The following is a 15,025-nucleotide window of genomic DNA, read 5'->3' as shown; positions in this document are numbered from 1 at the left end:
CCCGGTCGAAGCGGGTTTCGCTTTCCAGTTCTTCGCTTTCGCGTTTCCCTTTCCGGCGAGTCCGACTCTATCAGATCCTTTCGGGCCTGATTCCCAGTCAGTGGGGCTTGTCTGACGGGCCGTTGTGGCCCTTCCGACGTCCCAAACTCTAGCGGTTCTTCCCGGCGGCTCATAATCGGGCCTTCGAAATGAATTCCGGCATGCCGAAATTATCCCGAGTGGGAGTTCGTGCTGAGTTTGGTTGCCGCTGTCCGCGGCGGGATCGGCTGCCCCGGAACCTTCCGGCTCCTTGACAACTCGGAGAACTTTACGGATCGGGAGGTGCCGTGTCAACCCTGGCCGGTGAGGCCGTGCGAGCTCGGCGGCAGCACCGTCCGGGGCGCGCTCGGGAGACTCGGACTCGGGAGACTCGGGAGACTCAGGAGAGGTCGGTGAGCCGGCCGTCCGCGTCCGGCTGAGCTTCCTCCACCCGGCGCAGCAGCCGGATCAGGAGATCGCTGAGGACCCCGCGTTCGCCGCTGGAGAGGTCCTGGAGGACGTCCTCTTCGAAGACGGTCGCCATGCGCATCGCCTCCAGCCACTTCGCGCGGCCCTCGTCGGTGACCTCCACGATGACGCGTACCCGGTTGTTCTCGTCCCGGTCGCGGGTGACGAGGCCCTCGGCCGCCATGCGGTCGATGCGGTGGGTCATGGCGGCGGGGGTGAGTCCGAGGCGCTTCGCGAGTTCGCCGGGGCCGAGGCGGTAGGGGCTGCCGACGAGCACGAGGGTCTTGAGAACCTCCCACTCGGCGTTGCTGATGCCCAGGGCCGCGAGCTGTCTGCCGTACGCGACGTTCATCCGGCGGTTGAGCCGGCCCAGGGCCGAGACGACCTGTTCGACCTGCGGGTCCAGGTCGCTGAATTCGCGCTGGTAGGCGGCGATCTGCTCGTCGAGGCTCAGCTCGTCGGGATCGAGCTCGGGGGTTTCGGACATGGCGGGCAGTATCGCATGCAAGTCCACACCCTTCGAAGTCCTTCAAGGTTCATTGTTGAAGTTCTAACTTTAGTGCTAAAGTCTTCGGGTCTGTGTAGTTCGGGGGCGCACTGTGTTGCCCCGTGATCGTGGGGTAGGTGAGTGTGACCAGGGAGATGGGCGCAGCGCTGCGGCGGATCCAGCTGGGAAGCGCGCTGAGCGCGTTCGGCACCGGTTTCACCGTTCCGTATCTGTACGTCTACGTGGCGCAGGTACGGGGTCTCGGTGCCGGTACGGCGGGAGTCGTGCTGGCGGTCTTCGCCATGGCAGCACTGGTCGTCCTGCCGTTCACCGGACGGGTCATCGACCGGCGCGGTCCGCTCCCGGTGCTCATGGGTGCCTCGGTCGTGGCGTCGGCCGGCGTCGCGTCGCTGGGCTTCGCGGGCGGGGTGACGGCGGCGGTGGCGTCGGCCGCCGTGCTCGGGGCGGGTGCCGCCGTCATGCAGCCGGCGCTGGCCACGCTGCTCGTCCGCTCCTCCACCAGCACGACCCGTACCCGCGCCTTCGCCATGCAGTTCTTCCTGCAGAACCTGGGCATGGGCATCGGCGGGCTGGTCGGCGGGCAGATCGTCGACACGGACCGGCCGGGGACGTTCACCCTGCTGTTCGTGATCGAGGCCGTGATGTTCCTGGTGCTCGGCGCCGTCGTGAGCACCGTGCGGCTGCCCCATGTCCCCGCCGTGTCGGGTTCCGTCGACGGGGTCCGTACCGCCGCGGCCGGACCGGGCGGGCTGCGGGCTCTGGTGTCGCACCGGGCCATGGTCCAGCTCTGCGTCCTGGGCTTCGTGGTGTTCTTCGCCTGTTACGGCCAGTTCGAGTCGGGGCTCGCGGCGTACGGCACCGAGGCGGCCGGAATCGAGCCGTCCGCGCTGGGCCTGGCACTGGCCGCGAACACCGCCGCCATCGTCGTCGCGCAGTTCGTCGTGCTGCGGCTGGTGGAGCGGCGCAAGCGCAGCCGGGTGATCGCCGGAGTCGGCCTGATCTGGGCCTTCGCCTGGGTCGTGGCCGGTTACGCGGGCCTCGGGCACGGCAGCCAGACGATGGCGACGGCCGCGATGATCTCCACGTACGCCCTCTTCGGGCTCGGCGAGTCGATGCTGTCGCCGACCGTCGCCCCGCTCGTCGCCGACCTGGCGCCGGAGTCGATGGTCGGGCAGTACAACTCGGCGTTCGCCCTGTGCAAGCAGCTCGCGCTGGCGGTCGGACCTGCCGTCGGCGGTCCGATGGGGGCCTCGCTGCACGCCCCGTACATCGTGACGTTCGTCGTGGTGTCGCTGGGGATCACGGTGCTGGCGCTGCGGCTGGGCCGACGGCTCACCCCGGTGCAGGACCAGCCCTCGCTCGCGGTGCACTCACGGGTGGTCGCGGTGTCCGTGCCGGAGAGCGCCGTCCCCGTACCGGTGGCGACCCTCTGAGGAGACGGGTCCGCGCCCGTCACCGGGGCAGTGCGAACTCGCACCAGACGGCCTTGCCGCCGTCGGGGGTGCGGCGGCTCCCCCAGGACGAGGCGACCGCCGCGACGATCGCGATGCCGCGTCCCGACTCGTCCCCGGGCTCCGCTCTCCGGCGGCGCGGCAGGTGGTCGTTCCCGTCCGTCACCTCGATGATCAGCCGCCGGTCGGTGCGCCGCAGACCCAGGCGCGTCGGCGGGGTGCCGTGCTGGAGCGAGTTGGCGACCAGCTCGCTCGCGGCGAGCACCCCGCGGTCGCGCAGGTCGTCCGGGAAGCGCCAGGAGGTCAGCACCCCGGTGGCGAAGGCACGGGCACGCGGAGCCGCCTCCACGCCCCCGAGCAGATCGAGCGAGGCGTTGTGGAACAGCTCCGCGTCCGCTCCCTTGCGGGCGGGGTGCTGGACCACCAGGACCGCCACGTCGTCGTCGTGCTCGGCGGTCACTCCGAGGGAGCGGATCAGCCGGTCGCAGACGACCTGCGGGGAACCCTTCGCGCCGGACAGCGCCCGGCCGAGCGCGGCCACCCCCTCGTCGATGTCCTCGCTGCGGCGCTCCACCAGGCCGTCCGTGTAGAGGACGGCGGTCGAGCCGGGCGGCAGCGCGATCGTGCCGGAGGTGTGGATCCAGCCGCCCGTACCGAGCGGGGGGCCGGTCGGTTCCTCGGCCACACGCACGGTCCCGTCCTCGTCGGACACGAGGATCGGCAGGTGCCCGGCGGAGGCGAAGACGAGGTGGCCCTCGTTGGGATCGTGCACCGCGTAGACGCAGGTGGCGATCTGGGTGGCGTCGATCTCGGCGGCCAGACCGTCGAGCAGCTGGAGCACCTCGTGCGGGGGCAGGTCGAGGCGGGCGTACGCACGCACCGCCGTACGCAGCTGGCCCATGACGGCGGCGGCACGGACCCCGCGGCCCATCACGTCGCCGATGACGAGGGCGGTACGGCCGGCGCCCAGGGTGATGACGTCGTACCAGTCGCCGCCGACCGCCGCGTCCGTGCCGCCGGGCTGGTAGGTGGCGGCGATCCTGAGGTCGTCCGGCTGTTCCAGCTCCTGCGGGAGCAGCGAGCGCTGGAGGGTGACGGCCATCTCGCGGTGGCGCCGTTCGCTGGTGCGGAGGCGTTCGGCCGCCTCGGCGTGGTCGGTGACGTCGGCGGCGTGCACCAGCACACCGCCCCCGCCGCGCGGCCCGCCGTCCGGGGATTCGGCGCCGTCGGTGTCCCAGGGAGCGACGGGGGTGCAGGTCACGGTGTACGAGCCGCCGCCGAGGGTCCGGCGCGACTTGACCGTACGCGGGGTGCCGCTGCGCAGGACCTGGTCCATCAGCGGCAGCACGCTGAGTTCGGCCAGCTCGGGCATGGTCTCGGCCGCGGGCGCTCCGCAGGCGCGGGGGCCGAAGGCCGTCTCGTAGGCGGCGTTGACGTACGCCACCCGGTGATCGGGGCCCTGGAACAGCGCCACGGGCGCGGGGAGCCGGCCGAGGATCTCGCGGGCGGGCAGGTCGTCGAGGATCGGCACGGCACCGGATGCACCGGAGGACGCACCGGCGGGGGTGCTGTCGGACGGTGAGTTGCCGGACGTGGTGTCGGACGGGCTGCCGGCCGTGGTGTCGGGGCGCGGCGGCGGGCCGGTGGGCGACGGCTCGTCGGGGGCTTGCGGGACGGCGGCGTCACCCGGTGCGGCGGTGCCCTCCGACCGTGCGTACTCGGCCCGGGCGGCGGGGACGGAACCGCGGTCGTCCCGGGCTGCGGCGCGACGCTGCGTTCCGGGAAAACGGGCGCTCCAGCGCGTGAAGTTCACGTATCTCTGGCCTCGTATGTCGGTCTGGTCCGCTCGGGCTGGCTGCTTCTGCTGCATCTGCTGCGTCTGTGCTCCGCGTCCGCCACGTCGTCGGCCGTGCGGCGGTGCGCCGGTGCTCACACGTCCGCCGCATCCGGTTCGGCGTCCTCGGCCGGGGTCAGGGGCGGGGGCGCGGCCCGGGGGAAATCACGGCAGGGCCTTGTCGTGCTGACGATGCGACGTCGCGGTTCACCGGCGGCCGCGCAGGTGCCCGCCGGGGGTCGGGCCGGCGTTCACCTCCGGTCGCGGCCGACCGGGTCACTCTGTGCAGATGTGGACGTACCTATGGTCACACGTCCAGTGTGACGGAGCGTACTGACAGTCGTCATTCGGCCGTCGGTACGGGTCCGCGGCACGTCCGTCCGCCCGGTGCTTCCGGACGGGGTGACGCATGCGCCTGCCCCGGGCGTTCCGGGGCCGAACAGGGTGGCGTGCTCGTGCTCGTACCGACGCGGTAGGGCGGCGGTCCGGCATCGGTACGACGGGATCTCGTGCATCCCCGGAAAGAGGGACGGCGGTGGACCCGTACGTGAGGGGCCGGGGGTCAGCCCGGCGGCTCGTGGGGTTCGTGGGGTTCGTCGCCGGTACCGGGGGGCCGACGGGGAGGCGGAGTGCGCTGGGCGCCCGCGCCCCCGGCCGCCAGCTCGAACTCCGCGCGGGGATGCTCCAGCGACCCGAGGGAGACGATCTCGCGGGTGAAGAGCCCGGACAGGATCCATTCGGCAAGGACGCGCGCCTTCCGGTTGAAGGTCGGTACCCGGCTGAGGTGGTAGGCCCGGTGCATGAACCAGGCGGGGTAGCCCTTGAGCCTCCGCCCGAAGACGTGGGCGACTCCTTTGTGCAGGCCGAGGGAGGCCACCGATCCCGCGTGCGCGTGCCGGTAGTCGGTGAGCGGGCGCCCTTCGAGAGCGGCTGCGACGTTGCCCGCCAGGACCTTCGCCTGGCGGACGGCGTGCTGGGCGTTGGGCGCGGTCACGGCACCCGGGTCCGGCGCCGTCAGGTCGGGGACGGCCGCCGCGTCGCCCGCGGCCCAGGCGTGCCGGGTACCGGCGATCCTGAGGTCGGCGGTACAGCGCAGCCTGCCCCGCCCGGTGACCGGGAAGCCGGTGGTGGCGACGAGCGGCGCGGGCTTCACCCCGGCCGTCCAGACGAGCGTGCGGGTGGGGAAACGGGAGCCGTCGCTCAGTACGGCGACGCGGTCCTCGCAGGACTCCAGACGGGTGCCGAGACGTACGTCGACGTTCCGCCCGCGCAACTCCCGCACGGCGTACGTGCTCATGGCCTCACCGACCTCCGGGAGGATGCGCCCGGCCGCCTCGACGAGAATCCATCTCAGGTCGTCGGGACGGATGTTGTGGTAGTACCGCGCGGCGTAGCGGGCCATGTCCTCGAGTTCGGCGAGTGCCTCCACCCCGGCGTACCCCCCGCCGACGAAGACGAAGGTGAGAGCCGCGTCGCGGAGGGCCGGATCGCGGGTGGCCGAGGCGATGTCCATCTGTTCGAGGACGTGGTTGCGCAGCCCGATGGCCTCCTCCACCGTCCTGAAACCGATGCCGGACTCGGCGAGTCCGGGAACCGGGAGCGTCCGCGCCACGGAGCCGGGGGCGAGGACCAGCTCGTCGTACGGCATCTCGACCGCACCGTCGCCGTGTTTGCCGGTGGCGAGGGTGCTCACGGTGGCGGTCCGCTCCGCGTGGTCGATGCGGTGCACCTCGCCGATGACGATGCGGCACAGGCCCAGGACGCGGCGGAGCGGGACGACGACGTGCCGGGGCGAGATGGAGCCGGCGGCCGCTTCGGGGAGGAACGGCTGGTACGTCATATAGGGGTCGGGCGTGACGACCAGGATCTCCACCTCGCCGCTTCTCAGCCCGCGCTTCAGCTTCCTCTGGAGGCGCAGCGCCGTATACATCCCGACGTAGCCTCCGCCGACGACGAGAATGCGCACACCTGGCCTGCTGCCGGGGGCCGTTCCCCGGGAATCTGGAGCCATCACCACCCCATGACGCAACGGAGTCGCGGGTTTGTCCACAGGCCCTGCAAATTGTGTGACCGCCAAGCTCCGGCGCGCGGGCTCACTACCCGTCAGGTAGGACAGGGCAGCCCCGCAGGTCAGGCGGGGAAGGAGGGGGCGCGCGCAAGGGCTGAAACAGGAACGATCGGGTCCTTGCTCCGATCGAGGGGCGCTCCGTGCGGAACTGCCCCTTCTGAATTGCCCCCCGCTCAACTATGTTCGTAGCCGATCGGGGTGGGGGATGGGGAAGTTCGACACCCCTCTTCTCCGGTCCACATGGTGGGGAAGTCTCCGGGGGGAGACGTCATAACCGGGGGAAGTCATGCACATTCAGGATTCGCATGGGCAGGTTGCCGTCCCGGCCTCGGCCGAGGCCGTCGCACGGCTCAGCACACCGGGAGGGCTCGCCGTCGTCGAGTCGTCCCGCCCGACCGGCGGAGCGGGCTCCGGCCCGGGTACGGCCGGCGGAGTCGTCGCGCCGATCGGTTCGGCGACCGGTTCGGTGACTGGTTCGGCAGCCGGTTCCGTGCCGGGTGCCGCCGCAGGAACGCCGGCTCGTTCGGCGCCGCTCCGCGTGGACGCGCAGCGGAATCTGGAGCACGTCCTGCGCGCGGCGCGGGAGGTCTTCGGTGAACTGGGGTACGGCGCCCCGATGGAGGACGTGGCCCGCCGCGCGCGGGTCGGGGTGGGGACCGTCTACCGCCGGTTCCCCAGCAAGGACGTCCTGGTACGGCGAATAGCCGAAGCCGAGACGGCTCGACTGACGGAGCAGGCACGAGCCGCGCTCGGCCAGGAGGACGAGGCCTGGTCCGCGCTCTCCCGTTTCCTCCGGACATCGGTGGCGTCCGGGGCGGGCAGGCTGCTGCCGCCGCAGGTGCTGCGCGTCGATGCCTCCTCGAAGGGCGAAGAGGCCCTCCGCGCCGCCGGGGACGGCGGGGACGGGACGCGGGTGCCGCAGCAGCGGCAGGTCGCGGCTCCGACCGAGCTCCGCCCGGCGCCCCAGCACACGGACGGAACGGCGGTCGAAGAGAACTCGGGCACGCGCGAGTTGCTCGACGTGGTCGGCCGACTCCTGGAACGTGCCCGGGACTCCGGCGAGCTGCGCGCCGATGTGACGGTGGCCGACGTTCTGTTGGTGATCGCCACCTCCGCGCCCTCCCTGCCGGACCCGGCCCAGCAGTCCGCCGCCTCGGCACGGCTGCTCGACATCCTGCTGGAAGGGCTGCGTTCGCGGCCTGCGTGAAGGCGAAGGTGAGGGGAGCGTGAGGGGGCCGAAGCGAGCCGGTGGGCCGGTGAACCGGTGAGCCTTCGAGTCGAGGAGCCGGTGGGCCGGGGTCACGGCCCTCGGCGGCTCCGGCCGGCCGGGGGCGGACCCGTCCCGTTCGGATGACCTCTCGCGCTCCCATTCGGTCGGACACCCCGGACGAGTGGAAGGTGGGGCTGAACCAGCGCGCAGCGCAAGGGCCGTGTGGCAGTGTTGCCCGGAATCGGGTTCACGCCAGGTACGGGGGCTTCCGCGATGAGCGGTGACGGCACACGGGAAGAGCCGCTCGACGGCATCTCGACCGAGGGCGGCGCCGAGGAAGAGACCGTCCCCGCGCCACGCCAGGCCCAGGTTCCTCCGCAGGGTGGCACGGAGAGGCTGTCCGGCAGGGGTTCGCTGGAGACGGGCTCACCGGGAACCGGCCTGTCGGGAACCGGCCTGTCGGGAACCGAATCGCCCGGCATCCGTTCGGCAACCGTCCCGGGAGTACCGGGAGTACCGGCCCTGCCGGAGCACGGTGGGGAGGCTCCGGCGGGGAGCGGCGGCGGCACCGTGCTGCCGGGCCCCTGGTCCGTACCCCCGCAGCGCACCGGGCGGGGGGCCGCGAACGGGCTCACCGTGTCGGACGCCGAGCTGATCAGGGGGATGCGGTCCGGTGACGACCGGGCGTACGAGGAGTTGTTCCGGCGCCACTCCGGCGCCGTCCGACGCTACGCGCGCACCTGCTGCCGGGACGCGCACACCGCGGACGACCTGACGGCCGAGGTGTTCACCCGGACCCTGCAGGCGGTACGCGGCGGAAAGGGGCCCGAAGAGGCAGTCCGCGCCTACCTCATGACCGCGGTCCGGCATGTCGCCGCCGCGTGGACGAAGAGCGCGAAGCGCGAACATCTGGTCGACGACTTCGCGGTGTTCGCCGCCGGGGCGGCGCGTACCTCCGAGCTGTCCGACGACGACACCCTCGACCTGGGCGCCGACGTCCGGGCGATGCACGAGGCCGAGCAGTCCATGGCTCTGCAGGCGTTCCGCAGTCTGCCGGAGCGCTGGCAGGCCGTGCTCTGGCACACCACCGTGGAGCAGGAGTCGCCGAGCGAGGTCGCCCCGCTCTTCGGGCTGTCCGCCAACGCCACGGCGGTGCTCGCGGGCAGGGCCCGGGAGGGGCTGAAGCAGGCCTACCTCCAGGCGCACGTCAGCCAGGCGCTGGTGGCGGGTGGTGACTGCGCACGGTACGCGGACCGGCTCGGCGCGTACGCGCGGGGCGGCCTGCGGATGCGGGCGGAGCGCGGACTCCGCAAGCACCTGGACGAGTGCGCCAGATGCCGGGTGGCCGCCGGTGAGTTGCAGCAGGTCAACGCGGGGATTCCCGCGCTTCTGCCGGTCGCCGTCATCGGCTGGTTCGCCGCCGCGTACTCGCTCAAGGCGGCGGGAGTCGTGGCGGGCGGCACGCTGGGCCTCGCCGGGGCCGGGGCGGCAGCCGCCGCGACCGGGACCGGCACGACGGCCTCCGGCGCGGCCACGGGAGCAGCCACCGGCGCGGCCTCGGCGGGCGGTACGGCAGCGGGCGGTGCTGGTGGCGGTTCGGCGGCCGGAGGCGCTGTCGCGGAGGGGCTCGGCGCGCCGGTCAAGGTGGGCGTCGCGGCCACGGTGGCCATCGCGGCGGCGGCCGGACTGGTGTGGGCCCTGGCCGGCGACGACCAGCCGGAGCCGGTGGCCAAGCCTCCGGTGGCGGTGGCCTCCATTCCGTCCGCCGCCCCCTCGCCCGAGCCGCCCGCCCCGACGCCGCCCCCCTCACCCGCACCCCCGGCCGTGCCGGAGCCCTCCCCGACGGCCGCGCCGCCCCCGCCCGCCCCGAAGCCCTCCCCGAAGCCCGCCGTCCCGGCCGCACCCGCTCCGCGTACGCCGTCGCCCACCCCGCCCGCCGAGGAGCCGCCCGCCCCGGAACCCGCCCCCTCTCCGACCGGGGTACCCGCGCCCAAGGCGCCCGCGCCCGAGGTCTACCGGTTCGACGAGCTGCGCTACGACCTCCTGGGGGACGGGTCCGGGCCCACGGTGAAGCTGCGCGGGAGCAGCCCGATCTGGCAGCGCCGGAACCTGTCGATCGCCTCCACCCCGTACGCGCACGGTGTGACGGTGAGCGGCCATTCGTCGGTGACCGTCCTGCTGGACGGGCGCTGCACCCGCTACGAGGCGATGGCCGGGATCGACGACCTGGCCCTCGGCCTGGGCGCGGTGCGCTTCTCCGTCCTCAGCGGGGAAGGCCGCGAAGGCGACGCGGGGAGCGGAGACGGCGCGGAGGGTGGAGACGGCGCGGGCGCGGTGCTGTGGACCTCCGGGACCGTACGGGCGGGCTCCCCCGCCGTACCGGTGAGCGTTGCGTTGGACGGGCTGACGGCGGTGCGCCTGGTCGTCGAGTCCGCGCGGCCGTTCGGCGGGGTGACGATGGCCGACTGGGCCGATTCCCGGTTCACCTGCGGGTAACGCGACCCGCTCACGACACTCCCTACGGGGCACCCGCTCCCACCGCACCGCACCGCACCGCACGAGAATCACCGCACGAACGGTGTCCCGCACGCAGCGTCGGCAGCCCTCACGCCTGGAGGGAGCGGCGCGCGACCGGCAGGACGCCTCCCGCGACGGCCCGGCTGCGTGGTGCCGCCGTACCGGTCCAGCAGGTACCCCGGCGGCCCATCAGGCGGCGGAGCCAGAGTTCCGTGGAGGCGAGGTCGGCGAGTCCGTCGAGGGGCAGCGGTGCTCCGTCGGCGGCCGCGCGCAGCGCCTTGCGGACCACGCGGGCCTCGATCAGTCCGGCGTCGGCGAGCAGCGGGGCGTCGAACAGGTCCAGCAGCTCGGGGAGCGCCAGGCGGAGTCCGGTGCGGTTCGCCTCCGTCGACCGCGCCAGCGACGGGGCGCCCCAGCCGGTGGGCAGTTCGTGGATGCCCGCGCCCGACAGGACCCGGCGCAGAATCGCGGCGCGCGCGCCCGGCTGGACCCGGAGCGACTCGGGCAGGGCACGTGCCGCCCTGACCACCTGGTTGTCGAGGAAGGGCGCGTGCAGCCGCTGGCTGCGGATGTCGGCGGCCTGCTCCAGGATGCGGTGGCCGGCGGCGGCGCGGGCGAGGGCCGCGCCCGCTCTGGCCTGGCCCGGGCGCTGTGCGGTGGCGGGGCGGATCGCCGCCTCCTGGAGCCGGACCGCCACCTGGGCGAGCGCCTCCCCGGTGAGCCAGCGCGCGGCAGGTCCGGGCCGGGACCAGGTGAGGGCGGCCAGTGAGGCGTCGGCGGGGGTGCTGCCGCGACCGGGGCCGTCGAGGCCGGAGGCGGGGTACCGGTTCGCCTCGGGCAGCAGCCCGGCCGCCGTCTCCAGGCCGGTGCGGTAGGAGGTTCGGGCCAGCCTGCGGGCGGCCCGGTAGACCGCGAGCGGCACGAACAGCGAGTGCCCGGAGGCGCCTTCGGCCCGGGTGAGCGCCGCGACGGGTCTCATCAGGTCGCGGCGGCGACGGTCCATGAGGAGGTCGGCCAGGCGGGCCGGGTGCGCGTCGAGCACCTGCCGGGCGCCGTACCCGACCAGGTGGTCCGCGCTGCCGGCGGCGAGACGGCGGCGGTGGCGTTCGGCGACGACGAGGGAGGGCGCCGGTTCGTCGGTGATCACCGCGTTCTCCACCGAGAGGTCCGCGTAGGGGAGGGCTTCCTCGCCCGCGGGGACCACCACGTGGTGCAGACGCGGGTTGGCGGCGATGGCGCGGGCGCGGGCGAGTTCGTCCTCGTCGCCGCGGGTGGTGAGGTCGTTGAAGGTGACGGCGAGGAGCCGCTCCCCCGCGCCGGTGCCGTGGCCGAGGACCGTACCGGGGAGGCCGGGCAGTCCGGCGGCGAGGAGGGCGAGAGTCGCGGAGGCACTGCCGCCGGAGAGGTCGGCCCCGATGCCCGGGACCGGCCCCCGGCCCCGGGCGGCACGGCGGTCGGCGGGTCCCATGCCGGGTACGGGCCCGGGGTCCTGCGGCCCGGCCTCCGGGGCGTGGCGGGGGGCGGTGAGCCGGGCGCGTACGGCTTCGACGAGGGCGTCCCGTACGCCTTCCACCGCGTGGACGGGGTCGGCCTGCGGGGCGGCGACGGCGAGGGAGGCGACGGGTTCGTACCCGGTGATCTCGCGGGAGCCCTCGCGGAGGATGAGCGCGTGGCCGGGCGGGATGCGCTTCACACCGGCGTACGGGGTGCCGTCGCCGAGGGCCTCCGGGGTCTCGGGGCAGGCCAGCAGGGCGGCCAGGTGACCGATGTCGAGCTGGGCCTCGATGAGGTCGGCGAGCGGCAGTGCGGCGGTGGCGTACGCGGTGCCGCCGGCCCAGGGGGTGTGGAAGACGGGCCGGGCGCCGGCGAGATCCCCGGCAACGGTGATGCGCCGTCCTATCTGCACGACGACCGTGTAACTGCCGGGCCAGGCGGTGAGATGGCGCAGGGCGCCGCCGCGCGCGGAGAGGAGTCCGACGCGCAGTTGCTCGTCGGTCGCCCCGCAGCAGCCGAGTACCGCGAGCCGGGTGGTGGGTGCGCCGACCGTGGTCGCGGCGTCGATGAGCCGGATCTCGTCGGGGCGCCAGTCGCCGACCGCCCAGAGCGGATCGGGGTCTCCCCACAGGAGTTGGGAGCCCACCGGATGGACAGTGCGCCCCTCGCCGCCCGCGCTGACCCCGCCCACCGTGCCGAAGCTCGCGGCGACGCTGCTCCACCCCACCAACCAACGCATCGCCGCCTCCACAGGCTGTGGACTGACGGCGCACATGGTCCGTTGGAACGCCGCTGCGGGACATGCTGCCACGACTGCGACGGCCGGGAGGGGGTACGCGCGGCGCACGCCGGAAGAGCATGCGCCCCTGGCATGAGCCGGGAGCCTCGGGCGGGGTGGCCCACTCCAACGGAACGACGCCTTCCGTTTGTTGGGAGCCCAGCGGCACAACCCTCCCGAGCCCAGCGGCACAACCACCGAGCCCAGTGACGCAACCACGGGCCACCGGAGCCCGGCGGTGCAACCACCGCCGGCACCGGGCAGCGCAACCGCCGCCGCGCCCGCCGCCCCGCACCCCTCGCCCGAGCCCGGCGGAGGCCCTCCGCCGGGTCACCGGGGCGGTTCCGCCTCCGCGTCCTCAGGCACATTCAAGCCACCGGAGGAGCGCTCTCGCGGTGGATTCCAACGGATCAACGACCGTCGATAATCAGCCATTCTTCGTCGGTCCGGCGTCGGCCGCGCGTCGGTACCGCCCCCCACCCGCACCCCCGCCCCGCACCCCCGCCCCGCCGCTCCGCACACCGCTCCGGCGCGCGTACCGGGCGCACGCCCCGGAGGTTTCACACGTCCCCCGCGCCCGGCGGCCGGCCCCCGAGGGCCCCGTCCGGCGCTCGGCCCGGGAGATGGCGCGCACCTCCCGGGCCGGTCCGCCGCCCGCGGGGAATGGGGCGGCAGTGTCCCCCAGCCCGCCGAGTCCAGTGCGGCGGGCCGACCCACGCAGGGTCCATGGAAGCGCTTCGACACCGGTCCGGCGAGAGCGCACGGCCGGGCGCACGGCCACACGGCCGGGGCACATCCGGCCCCCTCCCCCGCCCCCTCCGGCCACCCGGGCAGCCCTCGGGCGGCCCTCGGACGGCCGGGGGACGACCTCCGGCGCGGGCCACAATCCCGCCATCCGAACCCATGCCCCTTAACGGTAGGGATGCGGAGAACTACGCTGGGTTTACCGATGGTCTCAGCACGGCGGCATATTCCTCGGGGCTCGGCCACATGCGTGTGCGCCGGCCCCACGGGAGTCCACCGCGAGGAGATCCCGGTACGAATGCCGCGCGCCGCCCCCGGTGACGCGGCGGCTGTCTGTGTGTCGAGGGGTGGCGCATGTCCAGGGAGCAACGCGGGCCGAACGAGAAGCTCGGCACGGTTCTCGCCCTCGCGGGAATCAGCAACGCCGGGCTCGCCCGGCGGGTCAACGACCTCGGAGCACAGCGCGGGCTGACACTTCGCTACGACAAGACCTCGGTGGCCCGGTGGGTCGCCAAGGGCATGGTGCCGCAGGGCGCCGCGCCGCATCTCATCGCGGCCGCGATCGGGGCCAAGCTGGGCCGGCCGGTCCCGCTGCACGAGATCGGTCTCGCCGACGCCGACCCGGCGCCCGAGGTCGGTCTCGCCTTCCCGCGCGACGTGGGCGAGGCGGTGCGCTCCGCCACGGAGCTGTACCGCCTGGACCTCGCCGGCCGCCGCGGCGGCAACGGCATCTGGCAGTCGCTGGCGGGATCCTTCTCGGTGAGCGCCTACGCGACACCCGCGTCGCGCTGGCTCATAACCCCCGCCGACCCCTCGGTCGCCCGGGACTCCGCGGCGGCGCGGACCGCGCTGCTCGGCGGCCCGGCGGCGGCCCGTCCGGCGCCCGCGGCGGCTCCGGCACCGAGCGGCCCGTTGCTGCCCGGTGGGCACGGGGCGGTCCCGGTGCAGCCGGGACCCGAGTCCGTGGCGGACGCCTCGCCGCTGCGGGTCGGCCACAGCGATGTCGCCAAACTGCGCGAGGCGGCCCAGGACGCGCGCCGCTGGGACTCCAAGTACGGCGGTGGGGACTGGCGTTCGTCGATGGTCCCGGAGTGCTTACGGGTGGACGCGGCTCCGCTGCTGCTCGGTTCGTACAGCGACGAGGTGGGCCGTGCGCTGTTCGGCGCCTCCGCCGAACTGACCCGGCTGGCCGGGTGGATGGCCTTCGACACCGGCCAGCAGGAGGCCGCCCAGCGGTACTACATCCAGGCGCTGCGGCTCGCCCGGGCCGCGGCCGACGTCCCGCTCGGCGGGTACGTCCTGGCGTCGATGTCGCTCCAGGCGACCTACCGGGGCTTCGCCGACGAGGGGGTCGATCTCGCGCAGGCGGCGGTCGAACGCAACCGGGGTCTGGCGACCGCCCGCACGATGAGCTTCTTCCGGCTGGTCGAGGCGCGCGCCCACGCGAAGGCGGGGGACGCCCCGGCGGCCGGGGCGGCGCTGCGGGGGGCGGAGAGCTGGCTGGAGCGGTCGCGGCCGGGGGACGCCGACCCCTCGTGGCTCGGCTTCTACTCGTACGACCGGTTCGCCGCCGACGCGGCCGAGTGCTACCGCGACCTCAAGGCGCCCCGCCAGGTACGCAGGTTCACGGAGCTGGCGCTGTCGAAGCCCACCGAGGAGTTCGTCCGCTCGCACGGGCTGCGGCTCGTCGTCTCGGCCGTCGCCGAGCTGGAGTCGGGCAACCTCGACGCCGCCTGCGCCGCCGGGACCCGTGCGGTGGAGGTCGCGGGGCGGATCTCCTCCGCCCGGACCACCGAGTACGTGCGCGATCTGCTGCACCGCCTCGAACCGTACGGGGACGAGCCGCGCGTCGCCGAGCTGCGCGAGCGGGCCCGGCCGCTGCTGGTGGCCCCCGCCTGACGACCCGGTGCGGGCCCCGTCGCGGGCCCGCCCGCC

Annotated in this window: 8 protein-coding genes; 4 read left to right on the top strand and 4 right to left on the bottom strand. The window is 74.1% G+C overall.

Annotation, left to right across the window (positions count from 1 at the left end; genetic code table 11):
- Window positions 1-418: 418 nt before the first annotated feature.
- Window positions 419-973, bottom strand: coding sequence for a MarR family winged helix-turn-helix transcriptional regulator (locus ACWCWD_RS28370; protein WP_450776987.1), 555 nt, complete (start codon window positions 971-973; stop codon window positions 419-421).
- Between the two features lie 155 nt (window positions 974-1,128).
- On the opposite strand from ACWCWD_RS28370, the gene ACWCWD_RS28365 reads away from it, so the two are divergent.
- A complete protein-coding gene (locus ACWCWD_RS28365; protein ID WP_450777003.1) occupies window positions 1,129-2,427 on the top strand; it encodes an MFS transporter in 1,299 nt (432 codons plus the stop codon).
- A 19-nt stretch (window positions 2,428-2,446) separates the two neighbouring features.
- Here ACWCWD_RS28365 and ACWCWD_RS28360 read toward each other — a convergent pair whose 3' ends face one another.
- Window positions 2,447-4,258: an ATP-binding SpoIIE family protein phosphatase gene (locus ACWCWD_RS28360; RefSeq protein ID WP_450776985.1), complete on the bottom strand. Its 1,812-nt coding sequence runs from the start codon at window positions 4,256-4,258 to the stop codon at window positions 2,447-2,449.
- 583 nt (window positions 4,259-4,841) lie between these two features.
- Complete coding sequence (locus ACWCWD_RS28355) at window positions 4,842-6,245, bottom strand: NAD(P)/FAD-dependent oxidoreductase (protein WP_450776983.1); 1,404 nt, start codon at window positions 6,243-6,245, stop codon at window positions 4,842-4,844.
- Between the two features lie 388 nt (window positions 6,246-6,633).
- Here ACWCWD_RS28355 and ACWCWD_RS28350 point away from each other — a divergent pair, with 388 nt between their 5' ends.
- On the top strand, window positions 6,634-7,554 hold the full coding sequence (locus ACWCWD_RS28350; protein WP_450776981.1) for a TetR/AcrR family transcriptional regulator: 921 nt from the start codon (window positions 6,634-6,636) through the stop codon (window positions 7,552-7,554).
- Window positions 7,555-7,830: 276 nt separating this feature from the next.
- Window positions 7,831-10,053, top strand: coding sequence for a sigma-70 family RNA polymerase sigma factor (locus ACWCWD_RS28345; RefSeq protein ID WP_450776979.1), 2,223 nt, complete (start codon window positions 7,831-7,833; stop codon window positions 10,051-10,053).
- A gap of 109 nt (window positions 10,054-10,162) precedes the next feature.
- On the opposite strand, the gene ACWCWD_RS28340 is transcribed toward ACWCWD_RS28345, so the two are convergent.
- Window positions 10,163-12,307 carry an asparagine synthase-related protein gene (locus ACWCWD_RS28340; protein ID WP_450776977.1) on the bottom strand — a complete coding sequence of 715 codons (2,145 nt, stop codon included), beginning with the start codon at window positions 12,305-12,307 and terminating at the stop codon, window positions 10,163-10,165.
- Between the two features lie 1,137 nt (window positions 12,308-13,444).
- On the opposite strand from ACWCWD_RS28340, the gene ACWCWD_RS28335 reads away from it, so the two are divergent.
- On the top strand, window positions 13,445-14,989 hold the full coding sequence (locus ACWCWD_RS28335) for a sporulation protein (protein ID WP_450776976.1): 1,545 nt from the start codon (window positions 13,445-13,447) through the stop codon (window positions 14,987-14,989).
- Window positions 14,990-15,025 lie beyond the last annotated feature (36 nt).

The organism is Streptomyces sp. NPDC001493, assembly GCF_053597235.1.
Note: the sequence above shows the minus strand (reverse complement) of the source record. Positions and strands in the feature narration are given on the sequence as shown.

Bases quoted from the DNA above. Each gene is read 5' to 3' on its own strand.
- ACWCWD_RS28370 (WP_450776987.1), bottom strand. From the start codon at position 973: ATGTCCGAAACCCCCGAGCTCGATCCCGACGAGCTGAGCCTCGACGAG.
- ACWCWD_RS28365 (WP_450777003.1), top strand. From the start codon at position 1,129: ATGGGCGCAGCGCTGCGGCGGATCCAGCTGGGAAGCGCGCTGAGCGCG.
- ACWCWD_RS28350 (WP_450776981.1), top strand. From the start codon at position 6,634: ATGCACATTCAGGATTCGCATGGGCAGGTTGCCGTCCCGGCCTCGGCC.
- ACWCWD_RS28345 (WP_450776979.1), top strand. From the start codon at position 7,831: ATGAGCGGTGACGGCACACGGGAAGAGCCGCTCGACGGCATCTCGACC.
- ACWCWD_RS28340 (WP_450776977.1), bottom strand. From the start codon at position 12,307: ATGCGTTGGTTGGTGGGGTGGAGCAGCGTCGCCGCGAGCTTCGGCACG.
- ACWCWD_RS28335 (WP_450776976.1), top strand. From the start codon at position 13,445: ATGTCCAGGGAGCAACGCGGGCCGAACGAGAAGCTCGGCACGGTTCTC.